We start from the raw sequence: 26,433 nt of genomic DNA, 5'->3' as shown, positions 1-26,433 counted from the left end.
CCGGAGCGTATATAAAATAGATAAAACTGGTGTGGGCATTTTTGTAAGCGCCCGGAAAACAACAATAAAACATGTCTAAAAAAATAATCATCGACTGTGAACGCATGAAATATCCTCACACAGGGCTTCACAGTTATTGCATCAATCTTGTGCCGGCCCTGCAAAAAGTTGTTCAACCCGATTCAGAAGAATTGTGTTTTTTTTTGCCGAAAGAACAAAATGGCGCTTTTGGAAACGACCAGGATTATCTTTTTCAGCACTCTTATCATAAATTGCTGATGCCGTCACTAAAAAAATTTTCCATTTGGCATTCATTGCACCAGGACAGCGACTATTATCCTTTAAAAAATAAATTACCGGTAGTTCTTACCATACACGACATCAATGTTATGCACAACGCAGACAAGAGTGCGGCCAAAAAAAAGCGCTATATCCAACAGGTTGAAAAAAAAATACGCAGGGCAAATCATGTGGCCTTTATTTCCAACTTTACGAGCAATGATGTGAAGCAATATATTGACTTTACAAACAAGCCTAATTCAGTAGTGTATAACGGGTGCACTATAAGGGAAATTTATCCGTTGCAGACACCTTTGATAAAACCGGTTGCGCCCTATTATTTCACGTTGGCCACCATCATGAAAAAAAAGAATTTCCATGTGTTGCCAGCCTTGCTTGTTGGTAACGACAGGTTATTGGTAATTGGAGGCATTACTGCCAGTGAATCTTACAAACAGGAAATTATTAGTATAGCTATAAAATACGGAGTAGAGAAAAGGCTCGTCTTTACAGGTCCTGTTACAGAAAATGATAAGCAATGGTACATGAAAAATTGTGAAGCATTCTTATTCCCCTCATTAACAGAAGGTTTTGGTGCTCCTGTTGTGGAAGCTATGTATTTTGGCGTGCCTATTTTTCTTTCGCAGCTTACCTCCCTGCCTGAAATTGGCGGAGACGTTTGTTACTATTTTCCATCATTTGAAAAAGAGGCTATGCAACAGACAGTAAAGGAAGGATTGCAGCATTACAAAAACAGCAACGCTGCTGAAAAAATAAAAAAAAGAGCAGCCATGTTTAGCTGGCCCAATGCAGCTGCAGCATACCTGAATATTTACCGCAGTTTATATTGAGTGAAGTTATTTTATTATCACGAACATCTTCAGGCAAAACAAATAACGCCTGATTGCAGAACGTTTTTTTGACGCCAGGAATTGATCCTGGTATTTGAAAAACAGCATCATCCGCTGAAAATTATTGACCAGGGAAAAATCCTGGTAAGTTTTTACCAGTTTTTTCAACACTGCTTTTTCTTTAACCAGCGCATCCGGGCATGCATTGTAAAAAGCATTCATCCTGGTACGGATGCGGCTCATTTCAAGCCTGTTTCTTTCCGCCTTATTAATTTTGTTATGCTTGCGGCTCTTGCTGCCTACCACTCCAAAAATATTAGCCGCGTGCTGCCGGTAGCTGACCAGTTGTTCAGGTAAGTATTTTATTCCGCCATAAAATGTTGCCATATAGCACAACCACCAGTCGTGTGGTATAACTTCTAAAAATGGCACCGCCTGCTGAAGAAAAAATTTAGTCATCAGTGTAGCATGACCGTAAATCCTGCAAAATACAACCTGCTGCAAACAGCTATTAAAATCAATAGAGTTTACCCGGTCAGATATGTTTACTCCGAGCGGCTTAAGATGCTCGTCGCATAAAATGGAATCGCAGTAGATGAGCGGATAATTACCGATGGCAGCCTGCATGTTTTTTATTTTATCGATATGCCAGTAATCATCCTGATCGCACAAAGCAATCAATTCGCCGTTTGCCAGCAAGCAGCCTTTTTCAAAATTTTTAATGTAGCCGAGATTAACTTCATTCCGGATTATTTTTAGGAATGAATATTGTTGCTGAAAACGTTGTAGAATTTCAACGGTGTCGTCGGTGCTTCGATCGTCAACAATAATAACTTCAATATTCGGATAAGATTGAGCAACGATCGACTCCATTTGCTGGGTTAGGTATTTATTTCCATTGTAAGTAGCCATTACAATCGAAACGAGTGGAAATTCCGAACTGACATGATTTTGAGTCTCAGATTGATTGATATTCACGATAAATTAATATTTACTTAGATTGCCTGGCTGCTACATTAGATTTGCTAAAACGCAACTGCTATTGCAAAAATAATAATAGTAAGGTGATGTTTCTTTGAACCTTTTAACAAAACAGTAATAAACAATACTCTTAATGAACCATCCGTTAATATCTATACTGTTATGCACATATAACGGTGCGGACTATCTGGAAGAACAGATACAATCTCTGTTGCACCAAACATATCCTAATATTGAAATCATCATTTCAGATGACGCATCAACAGATAAAACCAGCAATATTTTAAAAAAATACACCAGCAATCCAAAAATCACAATCAATTTCAATGAAAAAAATGTAGGCTTACAGAGAAATATTGGGGTCGCCGCTGCCTTGTCCAATGGCCGTTTTATTTGTTTTTCAGACCAGGATGATTACTGGCTGCCAAGGAAGGTGGAGAGATTATTTAATTCAATTGGTAGTTATTCATTGGTTTATAGTGACAGCAAACTGGTTGATTCTAAAGGCAATTCCCTGAATAAAAATTTATCTGACTTCAGGAAGTTACAGGATGTAATGGATTCAAAAGGCTTTAGTGTTGACAATGCGGTATCCGGCCATTCCATGATGGCCACAAGGGAGTTATTGAATGTGGCCTTACCAATACCCGAAGAACATTTTCATGACTGGTGGATTGCCGTTCAAGCTTCAAACCTAAATGGTATAAAATATTTAGATGAAAAGCTAACGCTGTACCGGCAACATACTAAAAATATAACCCCAAGTTACATTGAAAAAGTAGCCGGTTCAAGAAGCTTTAACAAAAGACATGGGCAATTCATAAAGGAATTACAAGGGCTTGAATTGCTTAAAAATAATGAATTAGAAAAACAAAAATTATTCTACAAACAATTTTATAATTTACATCTCCAGAAAAAAAAGGGCAGTTTTACCTGGCCTTTGTTCTGGTTTTTAATCAGGAACAAAAAAGATATTTACAGGTTTTCAAAAAAAAGTGAATTGAGTCAGTTAAATGAAATCAGGAAAAGATCGAGGGCTGAAAAAGAAATGTAAATTAGTGAAGATGCTTTTACTTCCTTCACAAATGGGGAAACAAGCACCTGCTGCAGCTTATATCAGATAAAAATTTATGTTCATGAAAATTGCTGCGGCTATTATTTTATTTCATCCTGAAAAGTCTTGCTTAGCCAATATTAATACCTACTACAATTACGTACAAAAACTCTATGTTTTCGATAATACCGAAACCGGGAATAACTTCAGAGATGAATTGCAAAGTCTTACCAAAATTGAATATTACCAGGATGGAGTAAACATGGGCCTTTCCAAAAGGTTGAATGAGGCCTGTAGCCTGGCCATCAGGGATGGCTTTGACTGGCTGCTGACAATGGACCAGGATTCAAGTTTTTCTGAAGGTTATTTTATAAAATACCTGGGTTGTGCAAACCAGTGTACGGCAATGGATACCGTTGCGATGTTTGGTTTGGCATATGAACGGGACAATTCCGGCCCATCACCAACCTGCCGGTATGAAGAAAATATCCGGCTGATCACTTCCGGCTCCTTGTTAAACTTGCAAACCTTTAAAAAAATTGGTTCGTTCGATGAAGCACTGTTTATTGATTTAGTGGATCACGATTATTGCATAAGGGTAATAGCTGCGGGATATAAAACGATCCAATACAACAATATTTTACTTTTACACAACCTGGGCAATACCGTATACAATGCTTCAATCAAATCACTTTTTCTTGTAAAAAAGAAAAAGGTAATACATTCACCTGTACGGTATTATTACATGGTAAGAAATACTTTTTACCTGATTAAAAAATTTGAAAACCAAAATTTACCGCATGTTGGGCAACTCAGAGCTGACCTGAATACCCGGCTAAAAATAGCTTTTTTTTATAGCAGAAATATCTGGCAGATTTGGAAATATGTTCGCCTGGGGTACAATGACTATAAACAAAACAATATGGGGCAAATTGATGATATGCAGGATGTCGGGCCGGGTCGTTAAAATAAATTTTATCCTTTTACTCGTCGGTAATTTTTAAAATCAAACAATCGCTTGCCTGTCTTCTTCTCAAACCAGAACAATAACTTTTGTTTTAGTGAAAACTTCTTTTTGCTGATATCCAATTCTATCTGCCAGTTTTTCCTTTTGATGCGCTGAAGCATTACCGAAGGATGACTACCTGTAAACTTTCGCAGAGAATCATAATTTTTTTCAAAATCGTATACCTCAGAACTTTTTATAGCCATATGGTTTTCATCGGCTTTTTTAAGATAATACTGGTCAGTATTTTTTTGTTTTTGCAGCATCTTATGTGGTTCCTTTACCCAACCGTAATGATACACTTCCGCATCAATTAAAACCACGTCCAGTTTTTTATCACCCATTCTAAATCCCTGCGCATCTTTATAAGATGTAATTCGCCGGTCATTTTTAATCATCCTGATTTCATAATTATACCACTTTCTGCTGTCGCCAACGTAATCGTAGGTGGCATAAAAATGAAGGTATTTAAACAGTAACCCCTGCACTTTTTTATTGGTTGCATATTTTTCTGCAGCAGCTGTAATTACCGGGTGATATTTTTCATGTATCACTTCATCCGCCTGTATATAGAATATCCAGTCAGTGTCGGCCGAAACATGGGTGATAGCTTTATCCGTTTCTATTGCATATACACGCCCGCCCTGCTTCAATGCCATATCCCAGGTTGAGTAAACTATTCTTATTTTATCAGAAGCAATACTTTTTATCAACTCATCTGTTCCATCGTTGCCTTTATCAATGCTCACAATCATTTCGTCTACCATGGGTAGAATAGAAGTAATGGCCTCCACTACCGGGTAATCATTTTTCACCGCATTTTTTATAATGGTAACGCCTGTAATTTTCATGTTTGTGAGTTATCAAATTCAAAGAACCGAAATTATTCTGACAGAAGATGATTACCGTCCAAACAAAAATTGGTTTACATTAAAAATGGTTGCTGTTATATTTTGCCCGCCTGTTATCTTGTCATTTTTACCGAACTTGTACGATATTTGACATATTGAAACTTTTCGATACAATTTTACGCATCAATACAATACATGAAAATATTACTTACTTATTTAAAGCCTTATAAATGGCTGATTGCATTGGCGCTTTTACTGGCAGCCATCAACCAGGTTTTCTCCATGCTTGATCCATTCTTTTTTGGGAAACTGATCGATCAATATGCTGCACATCCAAAAGAAACTGGCAATTATGATGCAAAAAAAGTGTTTCACTCAAGCGGAATCAGAAGCCAGGGAGAATTTGTGTGGGGTGTTCTGGGCATGCTTGGTATCTTAATCAGTGTGGCCATGGTATCCAGAATTGCCAAGGCTTTCCAGGATTATTTTGGCAACGTGATCGTGCAAAAATTCGGCGCAAAAATTTTTACTGACGGATTGCAGCATTCCATGAAACTGCCTTACCAGGAATTTGAGGAACAACGGAGCGGCGAGACGTTGTCTATCCTTTCAAAAGTAAGGTCGGATACAGAGAAATTTATTATTTCCTTTATCAATGTGTTGTTTGGTATGCTGGTGGGTATCATATTCGTATCTGTGTATGCAGTAAGATTGCATTGGTCTATTATGCCCATCTATCTTGGCGGAATGATCGTGCTGGCATTGCTTACCAGTTTGCTGAGTAAAAAAATAAAAATCATTCAAAAGAACATTGTAAAGGAAACGACCGTATTGGCAGGCTCTACCACTGAATCGTTAAGAAATATTGAACTGGTAAAAAGCCTCGGATTAACCAACCAGGAGATAGACAGGTTAAATAAAAACACGTATAAAATACTTGGTCTCGAACTGCGTAAAGTAAAAAGCATCCGCACGCTCAGTTTTATCCAGGGCACGTTTGTAAACTTTCTTCGCCAGTTAATTATGTTTACTTTATTGTGGCTGGTTTTCCAGGATAAGTTAACAGCAGGTGAAGTGATAACACTTACTTTTTACTCCTTCTTTATATTCGGTCCGCTGCAGGAAATTGGAACTATCATTCTTTCCTACCGGGAAGCTGAAGCCTCTTTAAATAACTTTCATATGCTGATGAATAAGGCACCGGAGCCCACGGCAATTAACCCCAAGCCACTCGGTACAATCAATGAACTGGCTTTTAAAGGTGTAAGTTTTAAATACAATACTGTCAGTCACAAAGCAATTGATAAAATTACTTTCGATGTGAAGGTGGGCGAAACGATTGCATTTGTAGGACCGAGTGGCAGTGGTAAATCGACCTTAATGAAATTGCTGGTTGGTTTGTACCGGCCGCAGGAAGGAAAGATTGAATACAATGGATTGGATGAAACCAAAATCAATTTTGATGACCTGAGAAAACAGATAGGTTTTGTAACGCAGGATACCAACCTCTTCAGCGGTACCATTAAGGAAAACCTGTTGTTTGTAAATCCAAATGCTACCGACAACGATTTGAATGATGTGTTACAAAAAGCAAGTTGTACCAATTTAATCATGCGGGCTGAAAAAGGCCTTGATACCATGATTGGTGAAGGCGGGTTAAAATTATCAGGGGGTGAAAAACAACGTCTGTCCATTGCGCGGGCATTGTTAAGAAAACCACACCTACTGATTTTTGATGAAGCCACTTCTGCGCTTGACTCGTTGACCGAAGAAGAAATTACCAATACCATTAAAGAAATTTCTTCTGCCAAAGAACAAATCTCAATCTTAATAGCCCACCGTTTAAGTACCATCATGCACGCCGACAGAATTTATGTACTGGAAAAAGGGGATGTTGTAGAAACAGGTACGCACGAAAATTTGCTTACAGAAAAAGGGTTGTATTATGCCATGTGGCGTCAGCAAATAGGGGAAAGAAAAAAGATGCAATTGCAATAAAGTTTCTTTATCAATAAGTGCTGACTATCCTTATTGATTGTAAATGCTTTGTTTACAGACCGGCTTGGCAGTTTTTAATTAACTTTGCAGTCATGGAAAATAAAAGACCGAAACCCGGGTATCTCTTGAGTATTCTTGGTATGCGTTGCCCCAGGTGTCGCAGGGGTGAAATGTTTACACATAAAAATCCTTTTAAAAAAATAAAGCTCGACTATATACTGGATATGCCCGAGACATGCCCCGAATGCGGACAAAAATTTGACCTGGAACCGGGGTTTTGGTTTGGTACTGGTTATGTTAGCTACGCCCTCGCAGTAGCCCTTTCCGTTACTACTTTCGTAGCCTGGCTGGTACTGGTAGGCGTATCAACAGAAGATAACCGGATTTTTTACTGGCTAGGCCTAAATGGAATTTTATTGGTTGTTATACAGCCCTGGCTCATGCGCCTGAGCCGCGTTATATATTTATACTTTTTTGTGAGTTATGATGAAAACTACCAGCAATCAAAGCCATTTGAATTTGATCATAAATTGTAACCGATCTTTATCGCAATCTGATTGTTAAGGTGCAGAAGTAGTTTATCAAATAGTGTAACTTGCAATTCAACAATCATACACATTGAGGCTGTTTTATTTCCTGATCAATACCAATATTTTTATTGCGCTTGCCGCAGTGGTGCTTACGCTTGAAACACAGGTACAGCTTGGAATGCGGCCTCAATTTCACCCCTATTTAGTATTGATTTTTTTTTCTACACTTTTTGATTATAATCTCCACCGGCTCATTACCGTACTTACCAACAAAGAAGCATTGAATTCTGTAAAGCACCGCTGGGTGAGGAAAAATCTGGTTCTTTTTTATATACTCGTAGCCTCTTCCGTAATTGGTTTTTTATGGGCTGTTTTTTATGCGGATATAAAAGTGCTGATCACACTTGCCCCAATCGCACTGGTAACATTTTTTTACTCTGTGCCGATATATAAAAACAAAAAAAGTCTTTTCAGGCTAAGAGAAATTCCCTGTTTAAAAATATTTTTGATTTCATTTGTTTGGGCTGCAACCACCATTCTGTTGCCGGTAATGCGGGGTGCCACAATGTATTCCAAAGAACATGTTTTACTGATGATGGCGGAACGATTTCTTTTTGTATTTGCCATTACAATCCCTTTTGATATAAGGGATATGAAGGCTGATGCCAGGCAGGGCTTAAAAACCATTCCGCTATTAATCGGTAAAACCCCGGCGTTAATCTTAGCCAACGTCATATTGTTTTTGTTCCTCGTAGTAATCGTTCAGCATTACAAATTTACAGGCACAAACTGGCTTATATATCCTCTCTCCCTTTCTGCAGCTACAACTTTTTTGTTTTTAAATAATAAGAAAATTCAATCTAATTTCTTTTATCACTATGGCATTTTGGATGGCACTCTTTTGCTTCAGGGTGCGCTGGTGTTGGGGATGTTTTATTTGCGAAGCATGTTTTAAAATAGTTCAACTTACAATGCAGCCACAACCTTGATGTGATTTTTCTTGGTAATGAATTTGCCGAAGCCATAACCCAATGCAAATCCCAACGGATAGTCGCCGGCCCAGTGTACACCATTATTCATCATCGCAAAACTTAATAATCCTGATATAGTATAGCCAATAGGTTTTATCCATTTTACGTTTGGATAATTTTCCGAAATAATAGTAATTGCACTTACAAAAGTGGCCAGGTGCCCGGAAGGGAACGCGTCAAATTTTGTTTTGTCATTTTGAAAATCACCCAGTCTTGGAAAGGGTCGCCACCTGCCGCCCGGTATACTTGCTGCGGAAGGATTTTCCCGTCCTGTTGCATACTTCATGAGTTGAGTACCTGCTCCAAGCGCTAAAAAAGATTCGCCCAACTGGCTGGCAGTTTGCAATGCCCGGTTATCATTTTTAATTTTACCAGCCACTAAAAATCCCGCAGCCATTAACACCACGGATGAACCCTGCCCCAGATTATAAAATGCAGTATTTACATTCCTTGGCATCTTACCCAGGTTGGTATTTTTTCCGAATATTTTAACACGAACAATAGGATCAAAATCTTCGCTGGCACTGATGCCATTACGACTGGCAAAGCGTTGCACCTCATTGGTGAGCTGTTGATCAAAAATTATAAGCAGTGCAGAAGACGCAGCTACAATTCCTACTTTGTATAAATTTTGCTTTTGAAAGGAGTGTTTTGCATACCCGACAGCGTCACCCGGAATATGGGTTAAAAAATCAAATGTTTTAGGTTCGTTGCAGATGAATGAATCGCCGTTTTTTTCAAGATAAATCCTTTGCTTTGGCAATGGGGTGATACTAGTTACAGCAGGCAAACTGTCTGTTGTATTTAAAGCATAAGTTGTAAACGGACTTGTAACAAGCAGGAGTATAATATACTTTTTTATCATAACGAAACTGTAGCGGCTGTTTTGTGATCAGTATGTTTTTTAGTCATCCATTTTTCAGCTTTCCAGGCAAGCCACGCAGTGCCACTGCCCACTACTGCGCCTACCAGCACATCCGTTGGATAATGAACACCCTGGTACATCCTGGCATAACCTACTGAAGCGGCATACAAATAACAAGGCGCAATTACGTACCATTTTGGAAAAAGCAAACTTAAAGAAGTTGCCGTACAAAACGCGGCAGTAGTGTGCCCCGATGGCATGGAATAACCTCCGCCAGCGTCTCTTTTTATAATGTAGTTGTAAGTAATAAAGGGCCGGTCTCGCTGGATAATTCTTTTCATTCCCTGCGTAATGATCGCAGATGCTAAAAAACCTCCCGCCATATAAGCGGCATCCTTTTGCATTTTCTTATCATGATTGGCCAACCCCGCAGCAAATACAGCTGCAGGCGCGGCAAGGTTAAAAACAATTACGCTTTGTGCGGTGGCTTTAAAATAACTATTCTTAAAACTACTTTCATGAAGGTTGATTTTTTTCAGCAGATTGATGTCGAAATTTTGGGCAGTAGCAGCAACAGATAAGAAGCAGCTAATAAAAATAAGCGCAATTTTCTTGTTTAAATCCATGGGATATTTTTGATATTGAGGATTGCAAGATAACTGCTATGGTTGGGTTTCAGCAAAAAAAAGAAATTACAATTGTTATCGACTGGTTATTCCAATTATAAAAGCAGCAATGCTGTTTACAAAAATCGGTTGCAAACTTCAGTTATTATAAGGATGGATAAAAAAACTGCCTGCCGGTATACGTGATGCGAAGCCAGATGACGCCTGTTCTTACTGACTAATTTTGTAACTGAATGGGATATTCAATTTAACGCTGAAATTACGGCCCATATTAAACACACCAATTCTGCCGGTAGCCAGGTTTTCAGGCGCATATTTTAGTCTGCTTAAATGATTTTGGTAAGCAACATCGCCCAGGTTGTTTCCGCTAATGTTAAGACTAAAAAGTTCGGTACCGTTTTTATTTACAAAGTCAGCGCCAACGCCGGCATTTAAAATAGTATACCCCGGGGTGGCAGTTTCTGTATTGTAGGCAAAAAAGATTTTGTTTTGTGCAAACGTATTATCAGCTTCTATTTTTACATAAAAATCATGCACGGTGTTGCTTATTTTTTTAAAGTTTCCTCTCACTTCTGTAATCAGCCTCGGAGCAGGTATAAAGGGCAAATATTTGGCACCTTCAACGGGATCCTTCAACCGGCCTGATACATACGAAAAAGTGTTTTCAATATGCAGCCAATCCAGCGGATGCGGATGAATATCCATTGTAACTTCCAGGCCACTTAACGTTGCTTTTTGCTGATCGAATTTAAAAGCGGTCAAATCAGCCCCGCCAACGTTCAACGTGCTGTCGCCACCACCTGCAGCCTGTAATTTTCTATATAAAATAAAATTGCTGAAACTATTGTAAAAGCCTGACAGGCTGAAGGAAATATGCCTGGTATTCAATTCCAGACCGGCATCAAATTGTGCACTGATCTCACTTTTCAAATTTACATCGCCATACTCGTATCTTATAGTGCCTTCGTGAGAGCCATTGCTGGCAAGCTCGGGAATGCTTGGGGCCCTAAAACCTCTTGCAGCGTTGAATTTCAGGTTCAGATGGTCCGTTAATTGTAAAGCGCTACCAATGCTACCAGAGTAATTACCAAATGATTTTTTGAAGGCAGCTCCTTTCGCAATATTACCATCCATTAATTCTTTCACATCCAGGTTCCTTGTATCATATCGAACACCGCCACTAAGCGTAACTTTTTTAATTGTTTTTTGCGTATACACATATCCGCCGATGTCGAATAAATTATAATCAGGTATCAGTTGCTCCAGCCCTTTATTGGTATTTTGCTGCCGCATTCCGTTAATACCGAAGGATGTTTTCCACCCATTCATATCAGCCAGGTTCAACCGTAGCGTGTAGGTAATTGTTTTCAAATCAAAATACAAAGCCTTCTCAGCAGGATCATCCACATTGCCAAATTCTTCCCGCTGATTATGCTGAAAACCAACATTGATTAACAGCCGATTTTTGCCCAGTTTAAAATTATTATCGGTTGCTATTTTAAAATGGCGGATGTGCTGGTAAGGAATTTCAGGCGAAGTATTGTTGAAGTCTGTTGTTGTCGCTACTGCTTGTCCACCTCCGGCAACTGGCTTAACAAAAAACCCTGCGCTGTCCCGCTCTCCTTCTACTAATCCTGTTTTTAAATTAAAATTGCTAAACAGTAAATGGCTGTAACCCCATCCGCCGTTGTATCCTGCGTAACCTCCAAAATTTTTCTCGTTAAATTTAGAATTGAAAACCCGGCCATCATATTTATTCTGGTAATCGGCAGCCGTTACCGTTGAGCCATATAAATTCCAGTTAATGCCTTTTATATTGCCCGCAATATTTCCATTGAAGGAGCGTGATTTATTATTGGTTTGATAATTGGAAAAAAGATTGGCCTTGACACTGTTATTTTCAACAGGTACATTGGTGATGATGTTGATTACACCTGCTGTGGCATCGCTGCCATAAATTAAAGAGGCTGGACCCCGCAAAATCTCCACCCTGCTCACACTCGCTTCATCAATCTCAATTCCATGTTCATCTCCCCATTGCTGCCCTTCCTGTCGTACCCCATCGTTAATAGTCAGGACACGGTTATAACTTACACCACGGATAACAGGCTTTGAAACCGAAGGACCGGTTGACAAAGTTGATACGCCCGGCTTCTTAGCCAGTGCTTCAATAATATTGGTAGATGAACTCTGAGCCAGCTCTTCTTTATGCATTACGGATACCTGGAACGGTGTTTTTTTTGACTGGGTAGATGTACCCACTCCTGTTACAATTACCGCATTGTTTTCTACGATGGATTCGCTAAGCGCATAATCTTTTTTTGTGTCAGAAGAGATGTCTACATATTCTATCACCGAGGTATATCCCACATGCGACACCTCGATTAAATGCCTTCCTTCAGGCAAATTTTTAAACACAAAATTTCCTGCGGCATCAGTTGAAGTACCCACTTTTACATCTGTAAAATAAACAGAGGCGCCCCGGATGGGCGCTTTGGTAACGACGTCAGTTACTTTTCCATAAAATGTTCCTTTCAGATCAAATGCAGTTTTACCGGCGCCTGCATATAAAGTAACAAAACAAAACAAAAAAGCCACTATTAAAACGGGGGAAAATAACTTCATACTGTATTTATTGTAACAACGTTGCAAATATAAGGCATTTCTGAGCAACAGTTTTACATCATTCTCCCACAATTTAAAAAGTTCCAGCCTAAGGCCGGAACTTTCGTCAGTGAATAACATTATAAAAACATCTACTCAATATTTTCTATAATACCTGCAATGCCCTGACCTCCGCCAACACAGGCAGATACAATGCCATATTTTTTATTCAGGCGTTTCATATCGTTAAACAATTGAATGGTCAATTTACAACCTGTACATCCCAGCGGATGTCCCAATGCGATTGCTCCGCCATTGATATTCACTTTTTCCGGTTCCAGTTCCAGCTGACGAATTACAGCAAGCGATTGTGAGGCGAATGCTTCATTCAATTCAATTAAATCAATATCGTTTAAGCTCATACCAGCCTGCCGTAATACTTTCGGGATGGCTTCAACAGGACCAATACCCATTATGCGTGGATGTACGCCGGCACTGGCACAATTCACCAAACGGGCAATTGGCTTTAATCCCAGTTCATTGATCATTCTTTCACTCATTACAATAACAAATGCAGCACCGTCGCTGGTTTGGGAAGAATTGCCCGCAGTAACACAACCACCTGCAGCAAAGGCAGGTTTTAATTTTGCCAGTCCTTCGGGCGTAGTATCTGCACGTACGCCTTCATCCGTATCCACCGTAAAATTTCTCTGTTGCCTTTTTCCTTTTGCATCCAGGTAAATTTCAGGCACATTAACCGGCAGAATACCCGATTTAAAGAAACCATTTTTTATAGCATTCCCTGCTTTTAAATGGCTGTTGTAACTGAACATATCCTGATCTTCGCGACTAACATTGTATTCCTTAGCCACGGCCTCTGCTGTTAAACCCATGCTTAAATAATAATCAGGTTCCTCCGATGCAATGGTAAAAGAAGGTGAAGTTTTCCAGCCTGCCGTGGGCACCATACTCATACTTTCAACACCGCCAGCGATGATACATTCCGCCATGCCTGTTCGTATCTTCGCAGTTGCCATCGCAATACTTTCAAGTCCACTTGCGCAATAGCGGTTAATGGTTATACCAGGCGCATGAATGCCTACCGCTTTTGCAGAAATCATTCTGCCAACCTGTAAGCCTTGCTCCGCCTCCGGTACCGCATTACCCACAATTACATCGTCTACCCTTTTAACATCCAGTTGCGGCACACTTGCCAGCAATCCTTTTATAACGTCAATGGCCAGATCATCCGGCCGTGTAAACCGAAACCCGCCTTTTTTGCTTTTTGTTATGGCTGTTCTGTAACCTGCTATTATATACGCTTCCTGCATGATGTGGATTTTGTCCTGCTTTAAAAGATGGTTCAATATGGCTGCATTCTTTAACTCCTTCAGGTAAGAAGGAAAATAGTTGTTTATGCAACTTTATATACCAAAGTTATAATTTCTATACGAAAACGAAAAATTGAAAACGCTGCCCTACTTTTGCGCAATATGTACAAATTACTGCGCTCTTTTTTATTTCTATTTGATGCTGAAAAGGTGCATTATTTCGCGATGCATGTTTTTAAATCGCTTTGCAAAATTGGGTTTATAAATAAGATCATTGCCAAAACTTTTACCCCACCGCCATTCGCAGACCAACAGTTTCAGCTTGGAAAACTTTCTTTTAAAAACCCTGTTGGCCTGGGTGCCGGCTTCGACAAAAATGCATTGTACCTCGCGGAACTGGAAGCATTGGGTTTTGGCTTCGTTGAAATAGGCACAGTAACGCCACTGCCCCAGGCCGGCAATGATAAACCAAGATTGTTCCGTTTGCCAAAAGACAAAGCTTTGATCAACCGGATGGGTTTTAACAATGATGGAGTAAAAGTAATAGCTGAAAGGTTGCAGGAGTGGTCGAAAAGACAAAAAAACGCTTCCACAAGGTTGATCGTTGGCGGTAACATTGGAAAAAATAAAATAACGCCAAATGAAGATGCCTGGAAAGATTATGAAATTTGCTTTACTGCCTTGCATGAGCATGTTGACTATTTTGTGGTGAATGTAAGCAGCCCTAATACGCCCGGCCTGCGGGAATTACAGGAAAAGGATGCACTCGCAAAAATTTTGCAAAACCTGCAGCGGTTGAATGCCCTGACAAAAAACCCGAAACCTATTCTGTTAAAAATAGCACCTGATTTAAATTCCAACCAGGTGGATGATGTAATTGCGTTGGCGATGGAAATAAAGCTGGATGGTTTGGTCGCAGCTAATACTACCATTGATCGCTCAGATCTGGTTACATCAAAAGACGTTTTAGATACGATTGGTGCAGGTGGTTTAAGTGGACTGCCATTAAAACGCCGCAGTACGCAGATGGTTACTTATCTTCATCAAAAAACAAACGGGCAAATACCGATCATTGCAAGTGGTGGGATTTTCACCGGCGCCGATGCAAAAGAAAAACTGGCTGCAGGCGCTGTATTGGTGCAGATCTGGACTGGTTTCATTTATGAAGGACCGAAAATTGTAAGCAATATTTGTAAAACTTTGAGGTAAGGCATTAAATTCAATTATGGACTATTTATTTACATCGGAAAGTATTATCAGCTTTTTCGTTCTTGTTATTTTAGAAATCGTGCTGGGAATAGATAATGTAATCTTCGTAAGCATTATCATTAACCGTTTGCCGCAGGAAAAAGAAAAAACTGCCCGGCGTTTTTGGATGATAACGGGCATCATTACACGCAGTTTATTATTGATGGCGCTAGGCTGGTTGCTGACACAAAAAGGTAAACCTGTATTTACTGTTTTCAATAAAGGATTTGATCTGGCAAGCCTTGTAATGCTTGCTGGTGGTATCTTCTTAATCTACAAAACGGTAATGGAAATTCACCATAAACTGGAAGGCGAAGATGACAGTTATGAAGCACAAAATAAACCCCCGCTCACCCTTGGCAAAGCGGTAGCACAAATCATGTTGATTGATATGGTGTTTTCATTTGACAGTATCATTACCGCAGGAGGTACGGCTGACCATGTTGAAATAATGATCGCTGCGGTGGTGATTGCCATGTTTGTTATGTTTTTATTCAGCCCAAAAATTTCTGCTTTTATTCATAAACATCCTTCCATTAAAATGCTTGCCCTCTCTTTTTTGGTGATGATTGGATTATCGCTGGTAATCGAAGGCTGGGATGCGGCTAAATCAGAAGAACTGCATTTAAAAAATTATATTTATTTTGGAATGGCCTTTTCCTTTTTAGTGGAGATACTAAACATTTCTATGGTTAAAAGACAGAAGAAAAGACGGGTTGTGGAATTGAATGAACCTATATTAACAGAACGCAATGAATCTGACCAGGCAAGCTGATAATTAACAATTACAAAGTATGGTGGCGGCTACAACACCGGCGGTTTCTGTTCTCAGCCTCGTGTTGCCTAACGCCACTGGCACAAAGCGATGCTCTAATGCAGCGGTGATTTCATCCTTTGTAAAATCTCCTTCAGGGCCAATAAAAATAATAGTTTCAGTTACATGTGCTGACAAAGTTTGAACAAGTTGTTGTTTCAACATTTCCTCTTCACAATGGGCTATAAATTTCTGTTGTACCGGATGATTAATTGCTTCTGCAAAGGAAGTGGGCTCATTCAGTTTCGGCAACCAGGCTTGCTGCGATTGCAGCATAGCACTGATCAGGATATTCTTCATCCGGTCGTGCCTGAAGTGTTGCTTTTCTGTGCGGCTGCAGATTAAAGGAACAATTTCTGCTACGCCAATTTCTGTTGCTTTCTCCAAAAACCATTCAAACCGTGTACTGTTTTTTACAAGTGAAATAGCAATAGTGATTTTTTTTACGGGTTCAGTCTGCACAGATTCAGACAGCACATTTACGATACATTTCTTCCTGTTATCGTCAATTATCTCCGTTGTAAATAAATGTCCTTTACCATCTGTCAACAGTAACTGTTCTCCTGTTTGCATCCGCAAAACCTGTATCGCATGTTTGGATGTTTCTTCGCCTAAAACAAACTGCGCTGCACCAGTTTTAATTGCATCGGTATAAAAAAAAGGAAGTGCCATTTTCAAAGACGGGGTTACTATATTTTATTCTACTGACTTATGTTTTTGTCTGTTATCATTTAAAAAACCTACATTAAAAAGGAGCTTCGTCATCAAATGCGCCATCGTTCATTTTGCTGCCTTTCTGTATATATAATTTTGCACCGCCGCCATCATCATCTGTTTTTACCGGTCTGAAATTGCCGCCGGGTATTCCACCACCAAAATCATCTCCGCCATCTGTGTCTTCCACAAACTTTTGTATGTGCAGCAAGGCCCGTAATTTAACTGTGTCGAGGCTACCATTTCTGTGTTTGGCGATCTTTACATAGGTTTCGCCTTTGTTACTTTCACCATGTTCATTGGCAGTTATATCATAGTATTCCGGGCGGTATAAAAACATTACCATGTCCGCATCCTGCTCAATAGCACCCGATTCACGCAAATCACTTAACTGCGGAATTTTCGCACCCTCTTTTCTTTTTTCCACTTCACGGCTTAACTGGCTCAGTGCAATAATCGGTACCTGTAATTCTTTTGCCAAACCTTTTAAATCCCTTGAAATGCTGCTGATTTCCTGCTCACGGTTGCCATTTTTATTACTGCCACCACCGCTCATCAGCTGCAGGTAATCTATAATGATCAGGCCGAGGTTATTTTTATTTTTAAGTCGTCTGCATTTGGCTCTCAATTCAAAAATATTCAGTGCCGCAGTATCGTCTATAAAAATCGGCGCATTACTTAATCTTTCAATCCCTTTTTTATACAACTGCTTCATTTCATGCTCTTCCAGTTTACCCCTGTTAATTTTTTCCAGCCATATTTCACTTTCAGCACTTAAAATACGTTGTACCAGCTGGCCCGCACTCATTTCCAAACTAAAAAAGGCAACGGTAGTTGGTTTGGTAGGATGCAATGCCGCAGTCCGGCAAAGGTTAAGGGCAAAAGCAGTCTTACCAACTGATGGCCTTGCCGCAAGTACAATCAGGTCGGTTGGCTGCCAGCCGTAGGTTAATTTATCCAGCGAAGGGAAGCCGCTTGGCACGCCGGTAAGATCTTCATCCCTGTTACGCATATCTTCAATGCGCTGGATGGTTTTTACCAAAACGGTATTAATATCATCAAAATTTTTGCGCAAATGGCTGTTGGTTATTTCGAACAATTTGCTTTCGGCATCATCCAGTAAATCAAAAACATCCGTACTGTCTTCATATGCATCGCCGATTATTTCCCCGCTGATGCGGATCAGTTCCCTTTGAATAAATTTCTGCAAAATTATCCTGGAGTGCGCCTCAATATTGGCAGAAGAAACTACCGAGTTGGTTAATTTAGATACATAGTAAGGTCCGCCCACCAGGTCAAGTTCTTCTTTAAATTTCAATTCTTCTACCACAGTCAGCAAATCAATGGGCATACTTTTTTGTGCCAGGGAGATCATCGATTTAAAAATCCGCTGATTGGCTTCTACATAGAAACACTCAGCTTTCAATATTTCAATCACCGTATCAAATGCGCTTTTCTCCAGCATGATGGCTCCCAAAACTGCTTCCTCCAGGTCTTTCGACTGGGGTGGTACTTTTCCAAAAACCATATTGCCAAGGTCGAGCGAAGGCTTCCTTCTTGTCTTTCTATCTTTATTAAGGTTAGTAAATTCCATTTATTTTTTGTTGGTTGGTAAGATTAAAAATTCATCATCAGGCTTGCTGAACTAACTCTTGTCGCAGGAATGTTAGGTCCGCTGCAAGTATTATTTCCCTTTCCTAATTTTCTGTTCTGATCCCAGAAAATTATTGCAGGGCGGCTAAGGTAAAGTCAAATTTCTTACCGTTATCCACATTATGATGTCATCAACTTTTTATATTGATTTTCCACCACAAATCCACAGGCAAAAATAGCTTATTCACGGCTTATGCACAGGTTTATTAACAGGGTAAAATCAAACACAGCCGCAATGCGTAACAATTTATTAACACGCCGGAGACAGCCCTTTTATTTTTCTTCACCGGCAGGCATTTTTTTTTCACTTGTTTTATTGAACCCGAATCAGTAGTTTTTTTACTACAAAGCATTCGAAGCTATTTGCTCCTTGTTTTTGTCCTTAACCGTCAATGGCTATCTTTGCGGTCTCAAATAAAACAATCATTTATCGATGACCATAAGTTACAATTGGCTGAGCGAATATCTTCCGGAAAAAATAGAAGCGGAAAAATTAAGTAAAATTCTTACTTCTATTGGGTTGGAAGTAGAGAGCCTGGAAAAATACGAAGAGTTGAAAGGCGGCCTGGAAGGTTTGGTAACTGGCGAGGTACTGGAATGCGTAAAACACCCGGATGCGGATAAATTAAGTCTTACCAAAGTTGACATAGGAACAGGCGAGCCATTGCAGATTGTATGCGGAGCACCCAATGTAGCAGCAGGGCAAAAAGTAATAGTAGCTACGGTTGGAGCAACTATTTATCCGTTTACAGGTGAGCCTATGACTATGAAAAAAGCAAAGATCCGCGGCATAGAAAGCTTCGGGATGATTTGTGCAGAAGATGAAATCGGATTAAGCGATAATCACGCAGGTATTTTGATTTTGCCGCCCGCCACCAAAACCGGTATTCCGGCAGCTGCTTATTTTGGTACCTATAACGATATTATCTTTGAAATAGGCCTTACGCCAAACCGAATGGATGCCATGAGTCACCTGGGCGTAGCGAGGGATGTCTGCGCCTGGTTGCTGCACCATAATAAAAAAGATACGCATGTAAAATCGCCCTTTAAAACCTATTTTAAACCAGACCACCAGGGAGCTTCAATTGAAGTAAGTATTGAAAACAAAACTGCGTGTGAACGCTATACCGGGGTTTGTCTGCAGGGAGTTACCATTGCAGAAAGTCCAAAATGGTTGCAGCAAAAATTAAAAAGCATCGGTTTGAGGCCCATTAATAATATAGTGGACCTCACTAATTTTATTTTGCACGAAACAGGCCAGCCGTTGCATGCTTTTGATGCCGACATGATTAAAGGCAATAAAATAATCGTAAAAAATTTACCCGAAGGCAGTTTGTTTATAACGCTGGATGATAAAGAAAGAAAATTATCGGCGGAAGATTTAATGATCTGCAATGAGTCAGAAGCCATGTGTATAGCAGGCGTATATGGCGGCGCACATAGCGGGGTTAGTGCCAATACAAAAAATATATTTTTGGAAAGTGCCTGGTTTAACCCCATTAGTATTCGCAAGACTTCTTTGAGGCATGGTTTGCGTACCGATGCGGCTACCCGTTTTGAAAAAGGAGTGGACATAAGCAACACGGTTAATGTATTGAAAAGAGCGGCTTTATTGATAAAGGAAATTGCCGGGGGCGAGATAGCATCTGATATAATTGATGTATACCCGGATCCAAAGAACAAAACAGAAGTTGCCATCAAATATCACTACTTAAAAAAATTAAGTGGTAAAAATTATCATGGTGATACCATCAAAAATATTTTAACCGGCCTTGGGTTTGAAATCATAAAAGAAGGGTTGGATGATATCAGGGTGGCTGTTCCATTTAGTAAACCGGATATTCATATTCCGGCGGATATTGTGGAGGAAATTATGCGGATAGACGGGCTCGATAATGTGGAGATACCTGCCGTTATCAGCATGTCGCCTGCAGTTGAAACCCTGGCACAGGAAGCAGCTTATAAAGAAAAAGCCGCCGCCTGGCTTACAGGGGCCGGCTTCAATGAAATTTTTACCAACAGTATAACCAATGCGGCATACTACAGCGAAGCAGTGCTGGAATCAACTGTAAAAATGATCAACAGCCTGAGTGCGGACTTAAATGTTATGCGGCCGCAGATGATGGAAACGGGCCTGGAAAGCGTTGCCTATAATTTAAACCGCCGCAACAGCAACCTGCAGTTTTTTGAATTTGGTAAAACCTATGGTACGGATGGTATCGGGAAATACACAGAACAGCAACACATCAGTATTTATATCACAGGTAAAAGAAACGAAGACAGCTGGAAAGCAAAAGGCGACAAGGCTGATTTCTATTTTGCAAAAGGAATCTGTGAAAAAATTATGCTACTGCTTGGTTTATCCATAACTTCTTACAAAACCGAAGCCGATGACAAACTGGATAGCTATGCAAATGCTCTTATCAAAAATGAGGTGGTAGCAACTATCGGGTCAGTTAATAAAAAAGTGCTGGAACGTTTTGATATCAAGCAGCCTGTTTTGTACGCAGATATTGATTGGGATAAAGTAATCTCACTAAACAAAAACCTAAAAATAGCTTTTGCGGATATTCCAAAATTTCCGTCGGTACAAAGAGACCTTTCAATTGTAGTGGATAAAGCGCTTAAATATGAGCAGGTAGAAAAAGCCACCATAGCCGCTAAGCTGAGTAAATTAACATCCGTTAACTTATTCGATGTATTTGAAAGTGAAAAATTAGGGCAGAACAAAAAATCCATGGCCATCAGCTTCACTTTTTCTGATGAAGAAAAAACCATGACAGATAAGGATATTGATGGCATGATGGGAAGAATCATTGCCTGTTACCAAAAGGATTTGCAGGCAGAGATTAGGAAATAATGCTATCTTTTAAATAAACTGGCATGAAAATGTTACAATTTTAGCATCCTCTATGGCAGCAGTAGAAGAACATATTAACCGCGTATATAATAAAATTCAGCAACTGCTGAAACAGTATTATGTGTTGCAAAAAGAAAATGAAAAATTAAGATTATCCGTGGGGACGCTGCAAGCAACACACCAGCAGGATACTGAAAAAATACACCAGTTAACGCAGCAGGTCAGTATTTTAAAATCGGCTGCAGGACAAATGGAAGAGCCGGATAAAAAGGTTTTTGAAAAACAAATCAACCAATACATAAAAGAAATTGATAAATGTATTGGACTGTTAAGCGAATAGCATATGTCAGAACTAATCCCGATTAATATAGTCATAGGTGACAGAACCTATCGCATTAAAACCCTTCCCAAAGATGAGGAGGTAATCCGGCGCACATTAAAAACCGTCAACGATAAAATAGTTGAGTTTAAAACCCAGTTTGGCGGAAAAGACATGCAGGATTACATTGCTATGGTAATGATCTGGTACGCCACCCTCGCAAATGCCGATGCCAATCCGGTGCTGGAAAAAGAAGTGAGTGAAGCTTTACAAAAAATGGAATTAGCCATTGATAAAGCATTGTAAATTACTTTAATAAACACTTATTAGCCGCTCCCAACTCTGCAAAAAATCATTATCTTCGCCAACTATCTGCGTACCCTGTACTTATGGGGTTAGAAGTGTATACAAGATTGTGAACCGTTTAAAAACAAAAAATTATCAATGGAATCAAACATACTTTCCATCATCATTGGTGCAGCAGCCCTTGTTATAGGCGTTGTACTGGGCAAAATTGTATTTGCCAAAAACACAAAAAAACAAGTAGAAGAAGCTGAGCAGCAGGCAAAACTTATTTTAAAAGAAGCTGAATTAAGGGCCGAGAATTTAAAAAAAGAAAAAGAGCTGGACGCCAAAGAAAAATTTGTGCAAATGAAGGCTGCACATGACAAGGACGTGATGCAGCGCAACCAAAAAATTCTGGATTCAGAAAATCGAATCAAACAGAAAGAGCAAGGTATTAATCAGAAAGAAGCCAGCCTGGATAAACAGGTAAAAGAAAACGAAGCCATTAAAGAAACCCTTAACCGGCAGATTGAAGTAGTTAATACAAAAAGAAGTGAACTTGAAAAACACCAGGAAGAACATATTCGCCGCCTTGAAAAAGTAGCAGGACTATCTGCAGAAGATGCAAAAGCACAGTTAATTGATAGTCTGAGACAGGAAGCACAAACCAAAGCACTGGTAATTCAGCAGGAAATAATTGAAGAAGCTAAGTTAAAAGCCAATAAAGAAGCACGCAAAATTGTAATTCAAACCATTCAGCGTACGGCTGCAGAACAGGCAATTGAAAACTCCATCACTGTATTTAACCTGGAAAGTGACGAGATAAAAGGTTCTATCATTGGCCGTGAGGGACGTAACATCAGGGCGATTGAAGCAGCGACTGGTGTCGATCTCATTGTAGATGACACGCCCGAGGCTATTGTATTGTCTTCCTTTGACCCATTGAGAAGGGAAATTGCCCGTTTGTCGTTACAGCGCCTGGTAGCTGATGGCCGTATTCACCCTGCCCGTATTGAGGAAGTGGTAGAAAAAACTAAAAAACAACTGGATGACCAGGTAATGGAAATAGGGGAACGCACTGCTATGGAGCTCGGTGTTCACGGTCTTCACAAGGAGTTGGTGAGGATGGTGGGCCGCATGCGCTTCCGCTCTTCCTACGGACAAAACTTGCTGATGCACAGTCGCGAAACGGCTAACTTATGCTCTATCATGGCCGCTGAGTTAGGTATGAATCCAAAATTGGCAAAACGTGCCGGATTGTTACATGATATTGGTAAGGTACCAGATGAAGAAACAGAATTAAGCCATGCATTATTGGGTGCAAAACTTGCTGAAAAATATGGCGAAAATCCAGCCGTGGTAAATGCAATCGGCGCTCACCATGATGAAATGGAAATGCAATATGTAATTTCTCCTATTGTACAGGCTTGCGATGCCATCAGTGGCGCCCGTCCCGGTGCAAGAAGGGAAATCATGCAACAATACATTCAGCGTATTAAAGACCTTGAAAATTTGGCGCAGGCTTACCAGGGCGTTGAAAAAGCATACGCAATTCAGGCCGGCAGAGAATTAAGGGTAATTGTAGAAGCGGACAAAGTAAGTGATGGCGATAGTGATAAATTAAGCTTTGAAATTGCGCAGAAGATTCAGACAGAGATGACATTTCCGGGGCAAATTAAAGTAACCGTGATAAGGGAAAAACGAGCAGTAAATATTGCCAGGTAAATATTGTAAAAAAGCCGCAGTCCGAAAGCTGCGGCTTTTTATTGCCAGGCCAATTTTAAACTTCTTTCTTCAACTAGCAAGGCAGTTTTAAAAAATATAAGTAGAATAAAAAAATATCTGTTATTCATTTTACAATTATCAATTAAACCCCTACCTTTGCCGTCCGTTAAAAATAATGATTATGAACGCAGTTTCTTTTGTACACGAGCAACTAACAGCAAAACCAACACTTCCTGCTTTTAAAGCCGGTGATAACATCACTGTTAACTATAAAATTGTTGAAGGCAGTAAAGAACGTATCCAGAGCTTTAAAGGCGATGTGATTAAACGCCAGGGGGTTGGTGCAACGGCAACTTTCACTGTTCGTAAAATGAGTGATGGTGTGGGTGTTGAACGTTTATTTCCTTTCTATTCTCCCAATATTGAAAGTATAGTGTTAAATAAAGTTGGTAAAGTACGCCGTGCTAAATTGTTTTACCTTAGAGAAAGAAGCGGTAAAAGTGCACGTATCCAGGAAAAAAGAATGGCTGTTGCCCTTAAGAAAAAATAATAAGCGTTTAAATATGTTAAAAGGCGAAAATCAATTTGATGATTTTCGCCTTTTTAGTTGGTATACTGCCTAATTGAATTTTATGGAATGATTATTGGAAATTGATATGGAATCCTTACCGTTAAATACTTTACCTCTGATTAACAACCTTTTTCTCAACTTAATAAACTGAAGATGATGAGGAAGTTAATCACGTCTTTCCTGATTTTTTTGCTGCCATTTATTTTATTTCCTGTTCGAGAGGTATTACCAATTATGAAGCCGCCAATGGCAAAGCAAAATGTGGCAGGTATCTCAGATAATTTTCACCGTTAAAAAATTTGATTATTAACAATCAAAAAACTGCTCAAGAAGATATTTCTTTTATCTTTGTTGACTAAATTTAATATCATGCTACTATCAAGTTTAAATGCTGTTTTTTTGATTGGGATGCCGGGCGGATCTGAATGGATCTTTATTTTGCTGGCAGTTGTATTACTATTTGGCGGAAAAAAAATCCCTGAATTAATGAAAGGCATCGGCAAAGGTGTAAGAGATTTTAATGATGCCAAGGCAAGTGTAAAAAATGAAATAGAAGAAGGCATGAAAGAGAAGGATAAAGATTCTGAAATCAGGGAATTAAAACAACAGCTGGAACAAAAGAGAGCGCAGGAAGCTCAGGCTCAGAACATAGCGAAATAAATATTTAGCATTACATAACTACGGCTGAAGTGATTTTGCTGCCAGGTATCCATTTATTCGGATAGCAGGCAGGTTAAAACACTTCAGCCTCTTTTATACATATCCATCAAAACTTTCTTTTTGTTTAATTCCATTAAAGAATATCAACAACAATTAATCGCTGGACAAACTACCTGTGTTACAGCTGTTAGTCTGTATCTGCATAAAATTGACTCTAAAAAGCACCTCAACGCCTTTACAGAAATCTTTGCTGAAGAAGCACTGGAAAAGGCTAGATTGCTGGACGCTGCAAGAAAAGAAGGTGGCAAAATAGGCCGTTTACATGGAGTAGTCATCGCTATTAAAGACGTGATTTGTTATAAAAAACACAGGGTTACCGCAGCATCGAAAATTCTGGAAGGATTTACTTCCGTTTATAATGCCACCGCCATTCAGAAATTATTGGACGAAGAGGCCATCATAATTGGCAACTGCAATTGCGACGAATTTGCAATGGGGAGTACAAACGAAAATTCTGCTTACGGAAATGTACTGAATGCGTTGGACGAATCTAAAGTCCCTGGAGGTTCATCCGGAGGCAGTGCAGTGGCAGTGCAGGCAGGTATGTGCATGATTAGCTTAGGCAGTGATACAGGCGGCTCTGTACGCCAACCAGCAGATTTCTGTGGTATCGTTGGACTTAAACCCACTTATGGCAGGATATCCCGTTACGGATTGATTGCCTATGCTTCTTCATTTGATCAGATCGGTATTTTTGGCAATTCTGTAGAAGATGTGGCCATTGCTTTGGAAGTTATTTCAGGAGCGGACGATTATGACAGTACAGCAATTACGCAGCCTTTGACAGTAAAAGAGAATTCAATTGATTTCAGAGATAACGGGGCGGTGGATAAAAAATACCGCATAGCTTATTTTAATGAGGCATTACAACATCCTTCACTCGACCAGGAAATCAGCACCAGCATTTTTTCTACAATACAAGAGTTAAAGAATGCTGGTCATACCGTTGAATCGGTTGATTTTGATTTGCTGGAATATATTGTACCAGCCTATTACGTTTTAACAACGGCAGAAGCCAGCAGCAATCTTAATAGGTTTGATGGTGTGCGTTTCGGTCACCGCACTGAAGAAGCGGTGGAAGATTTGACGGATTTCTACAAGCGCAGCCGCAGTGAAGGCTTCGGCAAAGAAGTGCAACGAAGGATCCTGCTGGGAACTTTTGTTTTGAGCGCCGGCTATTTTGATGCGTATTTTACAAAGGCACAGCAGGTGAGGCGCATGCTTGCAGACCGTACAACTGCTATTTTCAACAATTATGACGCGATTATGCTTCCGACAGCACCGACTACTGCATTTACGATTGGTGAAAAAAGCGATGATCCTATAGCGATGTATCTGGCAGATATTTATACGGTATTCGCTAACCTGACAGGATTACCGGCTATCTCCATTCCGTTATACAAACATGGCAATGGGATGCCATTCGGCCTGCAGGTGCTCACAAATAAAATGGATGAAGTAACTTTGCTGCAGTTGTCAGCTATGTTGCTGCAACAGTTTAAACACGTTTAGTTACC

At 39.8% G+C, this 26,433-nt stretch carries 23 protein-coding genes; 15 read left to right on the top strand and 8 right to left on the bottom strand.

Going from position 1 to position 26,433, the window contains the following annotated elements:
• Window positions 1-71 precede the first annotated feature (71 nt).
• On the top strand, window positions 72-1,130 hold the full coding sequence (locus JWR61_RS00875; protein ID WP_301925992.1) for a glycosyltransferase family 1 protein: 1,059 nt from the start codon (window positions 72-74) through the stop codon (window positions 1,128-1,130).
• A 6-nt stretch (window positions 1,131-1,136) separates the two neighbouring features.
• Here the strand turns inward: JWR61_RS00875 and JWR61_RS00870 are convergent, their stop codons facing one another.
• The gene (locus JWR61_RS00870) at window positions 1,137-2,108 is read right to left on the bottom strand and encodes a glycosyltransferase family 2 protein (RefSeq protein WP_301925991.1); all 972 of its coding nucleotides are present in this window, start codon (window positions 2,106-2,108) and stop codon (window positions 1,137-1,139) included.
• Window positions 2,109-2,244: 136 nt separating this feature from the next.
• Here JWR61_RS00870 and JWR61_RS00865 point away from each other — a divergent pair, with 136 nt between their 5' ends.
• Window positions 2,245-3,165 carry a glycosyltransferase family 2 protein gene (locus JWR61_RS00865; RefSeq protein ID WP_301925990.1) on the top strand — a complete coding sequence of 307 codons (921 nt, stop codon included), beginning with the start codon at window positions 2,245-2,247 and terminating at the stop codon, window positions 3,163-3,165.
• Between the two features lie 82 nt (window positions 3,166-3,247).
• On the top strand, window positions 3,248-4,132 hold the full coding sequence (locus tag JWR61_RS00860) for a hypothetical protein (protein ID WP_301925989.1): 885 nt from the start codon (window positions 3,248-3,250) through the stop codon (window positions 4,130-4,132).
• 8 nt (window positions 4,133-4,140) lie between these two features.
• On the opposite strand, the gene JWR61_RS00855 is transcribed toward JWR61_RS00860, so the two are convergent.
• On the bottom strand, window positions 4,141-5,022 hold the full coding sequence (locus tag JWR61_RS00855; RefSeq protein ID WP_301925988.1) for a glycosyltransferase family 2 protein: 882 nt from the start codon (window positions 5,020-5,022) through the stop codon (window positions 4,141-4,143).
• A 195-nt stretch (window positions 5,023-5,217) separates the two neighbouring features.
• Here JWR61_RS00855 and JWR61_RS00850 point away from each other — a divergent pair, with 195 nt between their 5' ends.
• The 3 genes from JWR61_RS00850 (at window position 5,218) to JWR61_RS00840 (ending at window position 8,505) form a co-directional block, all read left to right on the top strand.
• A complete protein-coding gene (locus JWR61_RS00850; RefSeq protein ID WP_301925987.1) occupies window positions 5,218-7,020 on the top strand; it encodes an ABC transporter ATP-binding protein in 1,803 nt (600 codons plus the stop codon).
• Between the two features lie 92 nt (window positions 7,021-7,112).
• Window positions 7,113-7,556 carry a DUF983 domain-containing protein gene (locus JWR61_RS00845; RefSeq protein WP_301925986.1) on the top strand — a complete coding sequence of 148 codons (444 nt, stop codon included), beginning with the start codon at window positions 7,113-7,115 and terminating at the stop codon, window positions 7,554-7,556.
• A gap of 82 nt (window positions 7,557-7,638) precedes the next feature.
• Window positions 7,639-8,505 carry a UbiA family prenyltransferase gene (locus tag JWR61_RS00840; RefSeq protein ID WP_301925985.1) on the top strand — a complete coding sequence of 289 codons (867 nt, stop codon included), beginning with the start codon at window positions 7,639-7,641 and terminating at the stop codon, window positions 8,503-8,505.
• A gap of 11 nt (window positions 8,506-8,516) precedes the next feature.
• Here the strand turns inward: JWR61_RS00840 and JWR61_RS00835 are convergent, their stop codons facing one another.
• The 4 genes from JWR61_RS00835 to JWR61_RS00820 form a co-directional block, all read right to left on the bottom strand.
• Window positions 8,517-9,446: a phosphatase PAP2 family protein gene (locus tag JWR61_RS00835; protein ID WP_301925984.1), complete on the bottom strand. Its 930-nt coding sequence runs from the start codon at window positions 9,444-9,446 to the stop codon at window positions 8,517-8,519.
• The gene (locus tag JWR61_RS00830) at window positions 9,443-10,072 is read right to left on the bottom strand and encodes a phosphatase PAP2 family protein (RefSeq protein WP_301925983.1); all 630 of its coding nucleotides are present in this window, start codon (window positions 10,070-10,072) and stop codon (window positions 9,443-9,445) included. Before JWR61_RS00830 ends, JWR61_RS00835 begins: the two co-directional genes overlap by 4 nt.
• 210 nt (window positions 10,073-10,282) lie before the next feature.
• Entirely contained in the window at window positions 10,283-12,697 is a 2,415-nt protein-coding gene (locus tag JWR61_RS00825; RefSeq protein WP_301925982.1) for a TonB-dependent receptor, read from the bottom strand.
• 131 nt (window positions 12,698-12,828) lie between these two features.
• Window positions 12,829-14,007, bottom strand: a complete 1,179-nt coding sequence (locus tag JWR61_RS00820; RefSeq protein WP_301925981.1) for an acetyl-CoA C-acyltransferase — start codon at window positions 14,005-14,007, stop codon at window positions 12,829-12,831.
• Between the two features lie 162 nt (window positions 14,008-14,169).
• Here JWR61_RS00820 and JWR61_RS00815 point away from each other — a divergent pair, with 162 nt between their 5' ends.
• A complete protein-coding gene (locus JWR61_RS00815; protein WP_301925980.1) occupies window positions 14,170-15,216 on the top strand; it encodes a quinone-dependent dihydroorotate dehydrogenase in 1,047 nt (348 codons plus the stop codon).
• 16 nt (window positions 15,217-15,232) lie between these two features.
• Window positions 15,233-16,030, top strand: coding sequence for a TerC family protein (locus JWR61_RS00810; protein WP_301925979.1), 798 nt, complete (start codon window positions 15,233-15,235; stop codon window positions 16,028-16,030).
• Between the two features lie 3 nt (window positions 16,031-16,033).
• On the opposite strand, the gene JWR61_RS00805 is transcribed toward JWR61_RS00810, so the two are convergent.
• Together JWR61_RS00805 and dnaB are read right to left on the bottom strand one after the other, a co-directional pair.
• On the bottom strand, window positions 16,034-16,741 hold the full coding sequence (locus JWR61_RS00805) for a 16S rRNA (uracil(1498)-N(3))-methyltransferase (RefSeq protein ID WP_301925978.1): 708 nt from the start codon (window positions 16,739-16,741) through the stop codon (window positions 16,034-16,036).
• A 73-nt stretch (window positions 16,742-16,814) separates the two neighbouring features.
• Entirely contained in the window at window positions 16,815-18,377 is a 1,563-nt protein-coding gene (gene dnaB / locus JWR61_RS00800) for a replicative DNA helicase (protein ID WP_290339045.1), read from the bottom strand.
• 492 nt (window positions 18,378-18,869) lie between these two features.
• Between dnaB and pheT the strand changes: the two genes are divergently transcribed.
• The 7 genes from pheT to gatA all read left to right on the top strand — a co-directional run bounded on the left by pheT (window position 18,870) and on the right by gatA (window position 26,428).
• Complete coding sequence (pheT, locus tag JWR61_RS00795) at window positions 18,870-21,296, top strand: phenylalanine--tRNA ligase subunit beta (RefSeq protein WP_301925977.1); 2,427 nt, start codon at window positions 18,870-18,872, stop codon at window positions 21,294-21,296.
• A 52-nt stretch (window positions 21,297-21,348) separates the two neighbouring features.
• A complete protein-coding gene (locus JWR61_RS00790; protein ID WP_301925976.1) occupies window positions 21,349-21,636 on the top strand; it encodes a hypothetical protein in 288 nt (95 codons plus the stop codon).
• A gap of 3 nt (window positions 21,637-21,639) precedes the next feature.
• On the top strand, window positions 21,640-21,921 hold the full coding sequence (locus JWR61_RS00785; protein ID WP_290339042.1) for a cell division protein ZapA: 282 nt from the start codon (window positions 21,640-21,642) through the stop codon (window positions 21,919-21,921).
• A gap of 138 nt (window positions 21,922-22,059) precedes the next feature.
• A complete protein-coding gene (gene rny / locus JWR61_RS00780; RefSeq protein ID WP_301925975.1) occupies window positions 22,060-23,625 on the top strand; it encodes a ribonuclease Y in 1,566 nt (521 codons plus the stop codon).
• Window positions 23,626-23,806: 181 nt separating this feature from the next.
• Complete coding sequence (gene rplS, locus JWR61_RS00775; protein WP_290339040.1) at window positions 23,807-24,175, top strand: 50S ribosomal protein L19; 369 nt, start codon at window positions 23,807-23,809, stop codon at window positions 24,173-24,175.
• Window positions 24,176-24,565: 390 nt separating this feature from the next.
• Window positions 24,566-24,856, top strand: coding sequence for a twin-arginine translocase TatA/TatE family subunit (locus JWR61_RS00770; RefSeq protein ID WP_290339038.1), 291 nt, complete (start codon window positions 24,566-24,568; stop codon window positions 24,854-24,856).
• A 120-nt stretch (window positions 24,857-24,976) separates the two neighbouring features.
• Window positions 24,977-26,428: an Asp-tRNA(Asn)/Glu-tRNA(Gln) amidotransferase subunit GatA gene (gene gatA, locus JWR61_RS00765; RefSeq protein WP_301925974.1), complete on the top strand. Its 1,452-nt coding sequence runs from the start codon at window positions 24,977-24,979 to the stop codon at window positions 26,426-26,428.
• The last annotated feature ends 5 nt before the right edge of the window (window positions 26,429-26,433 follow it).

The organism is Ferruginibacter sp. (assembly GCF_028288465.1).
GTDB lineage: Bacteria > Bacteroidota > Bacteroidia > Chitinophagales > Chitinophagaceae > Ferruginibacter.
The sequence above is the reverse complement of the archived record's forward strand: the minus strand, read 5'-3'. Positions and strand labels throughout refer to the sequence as shown.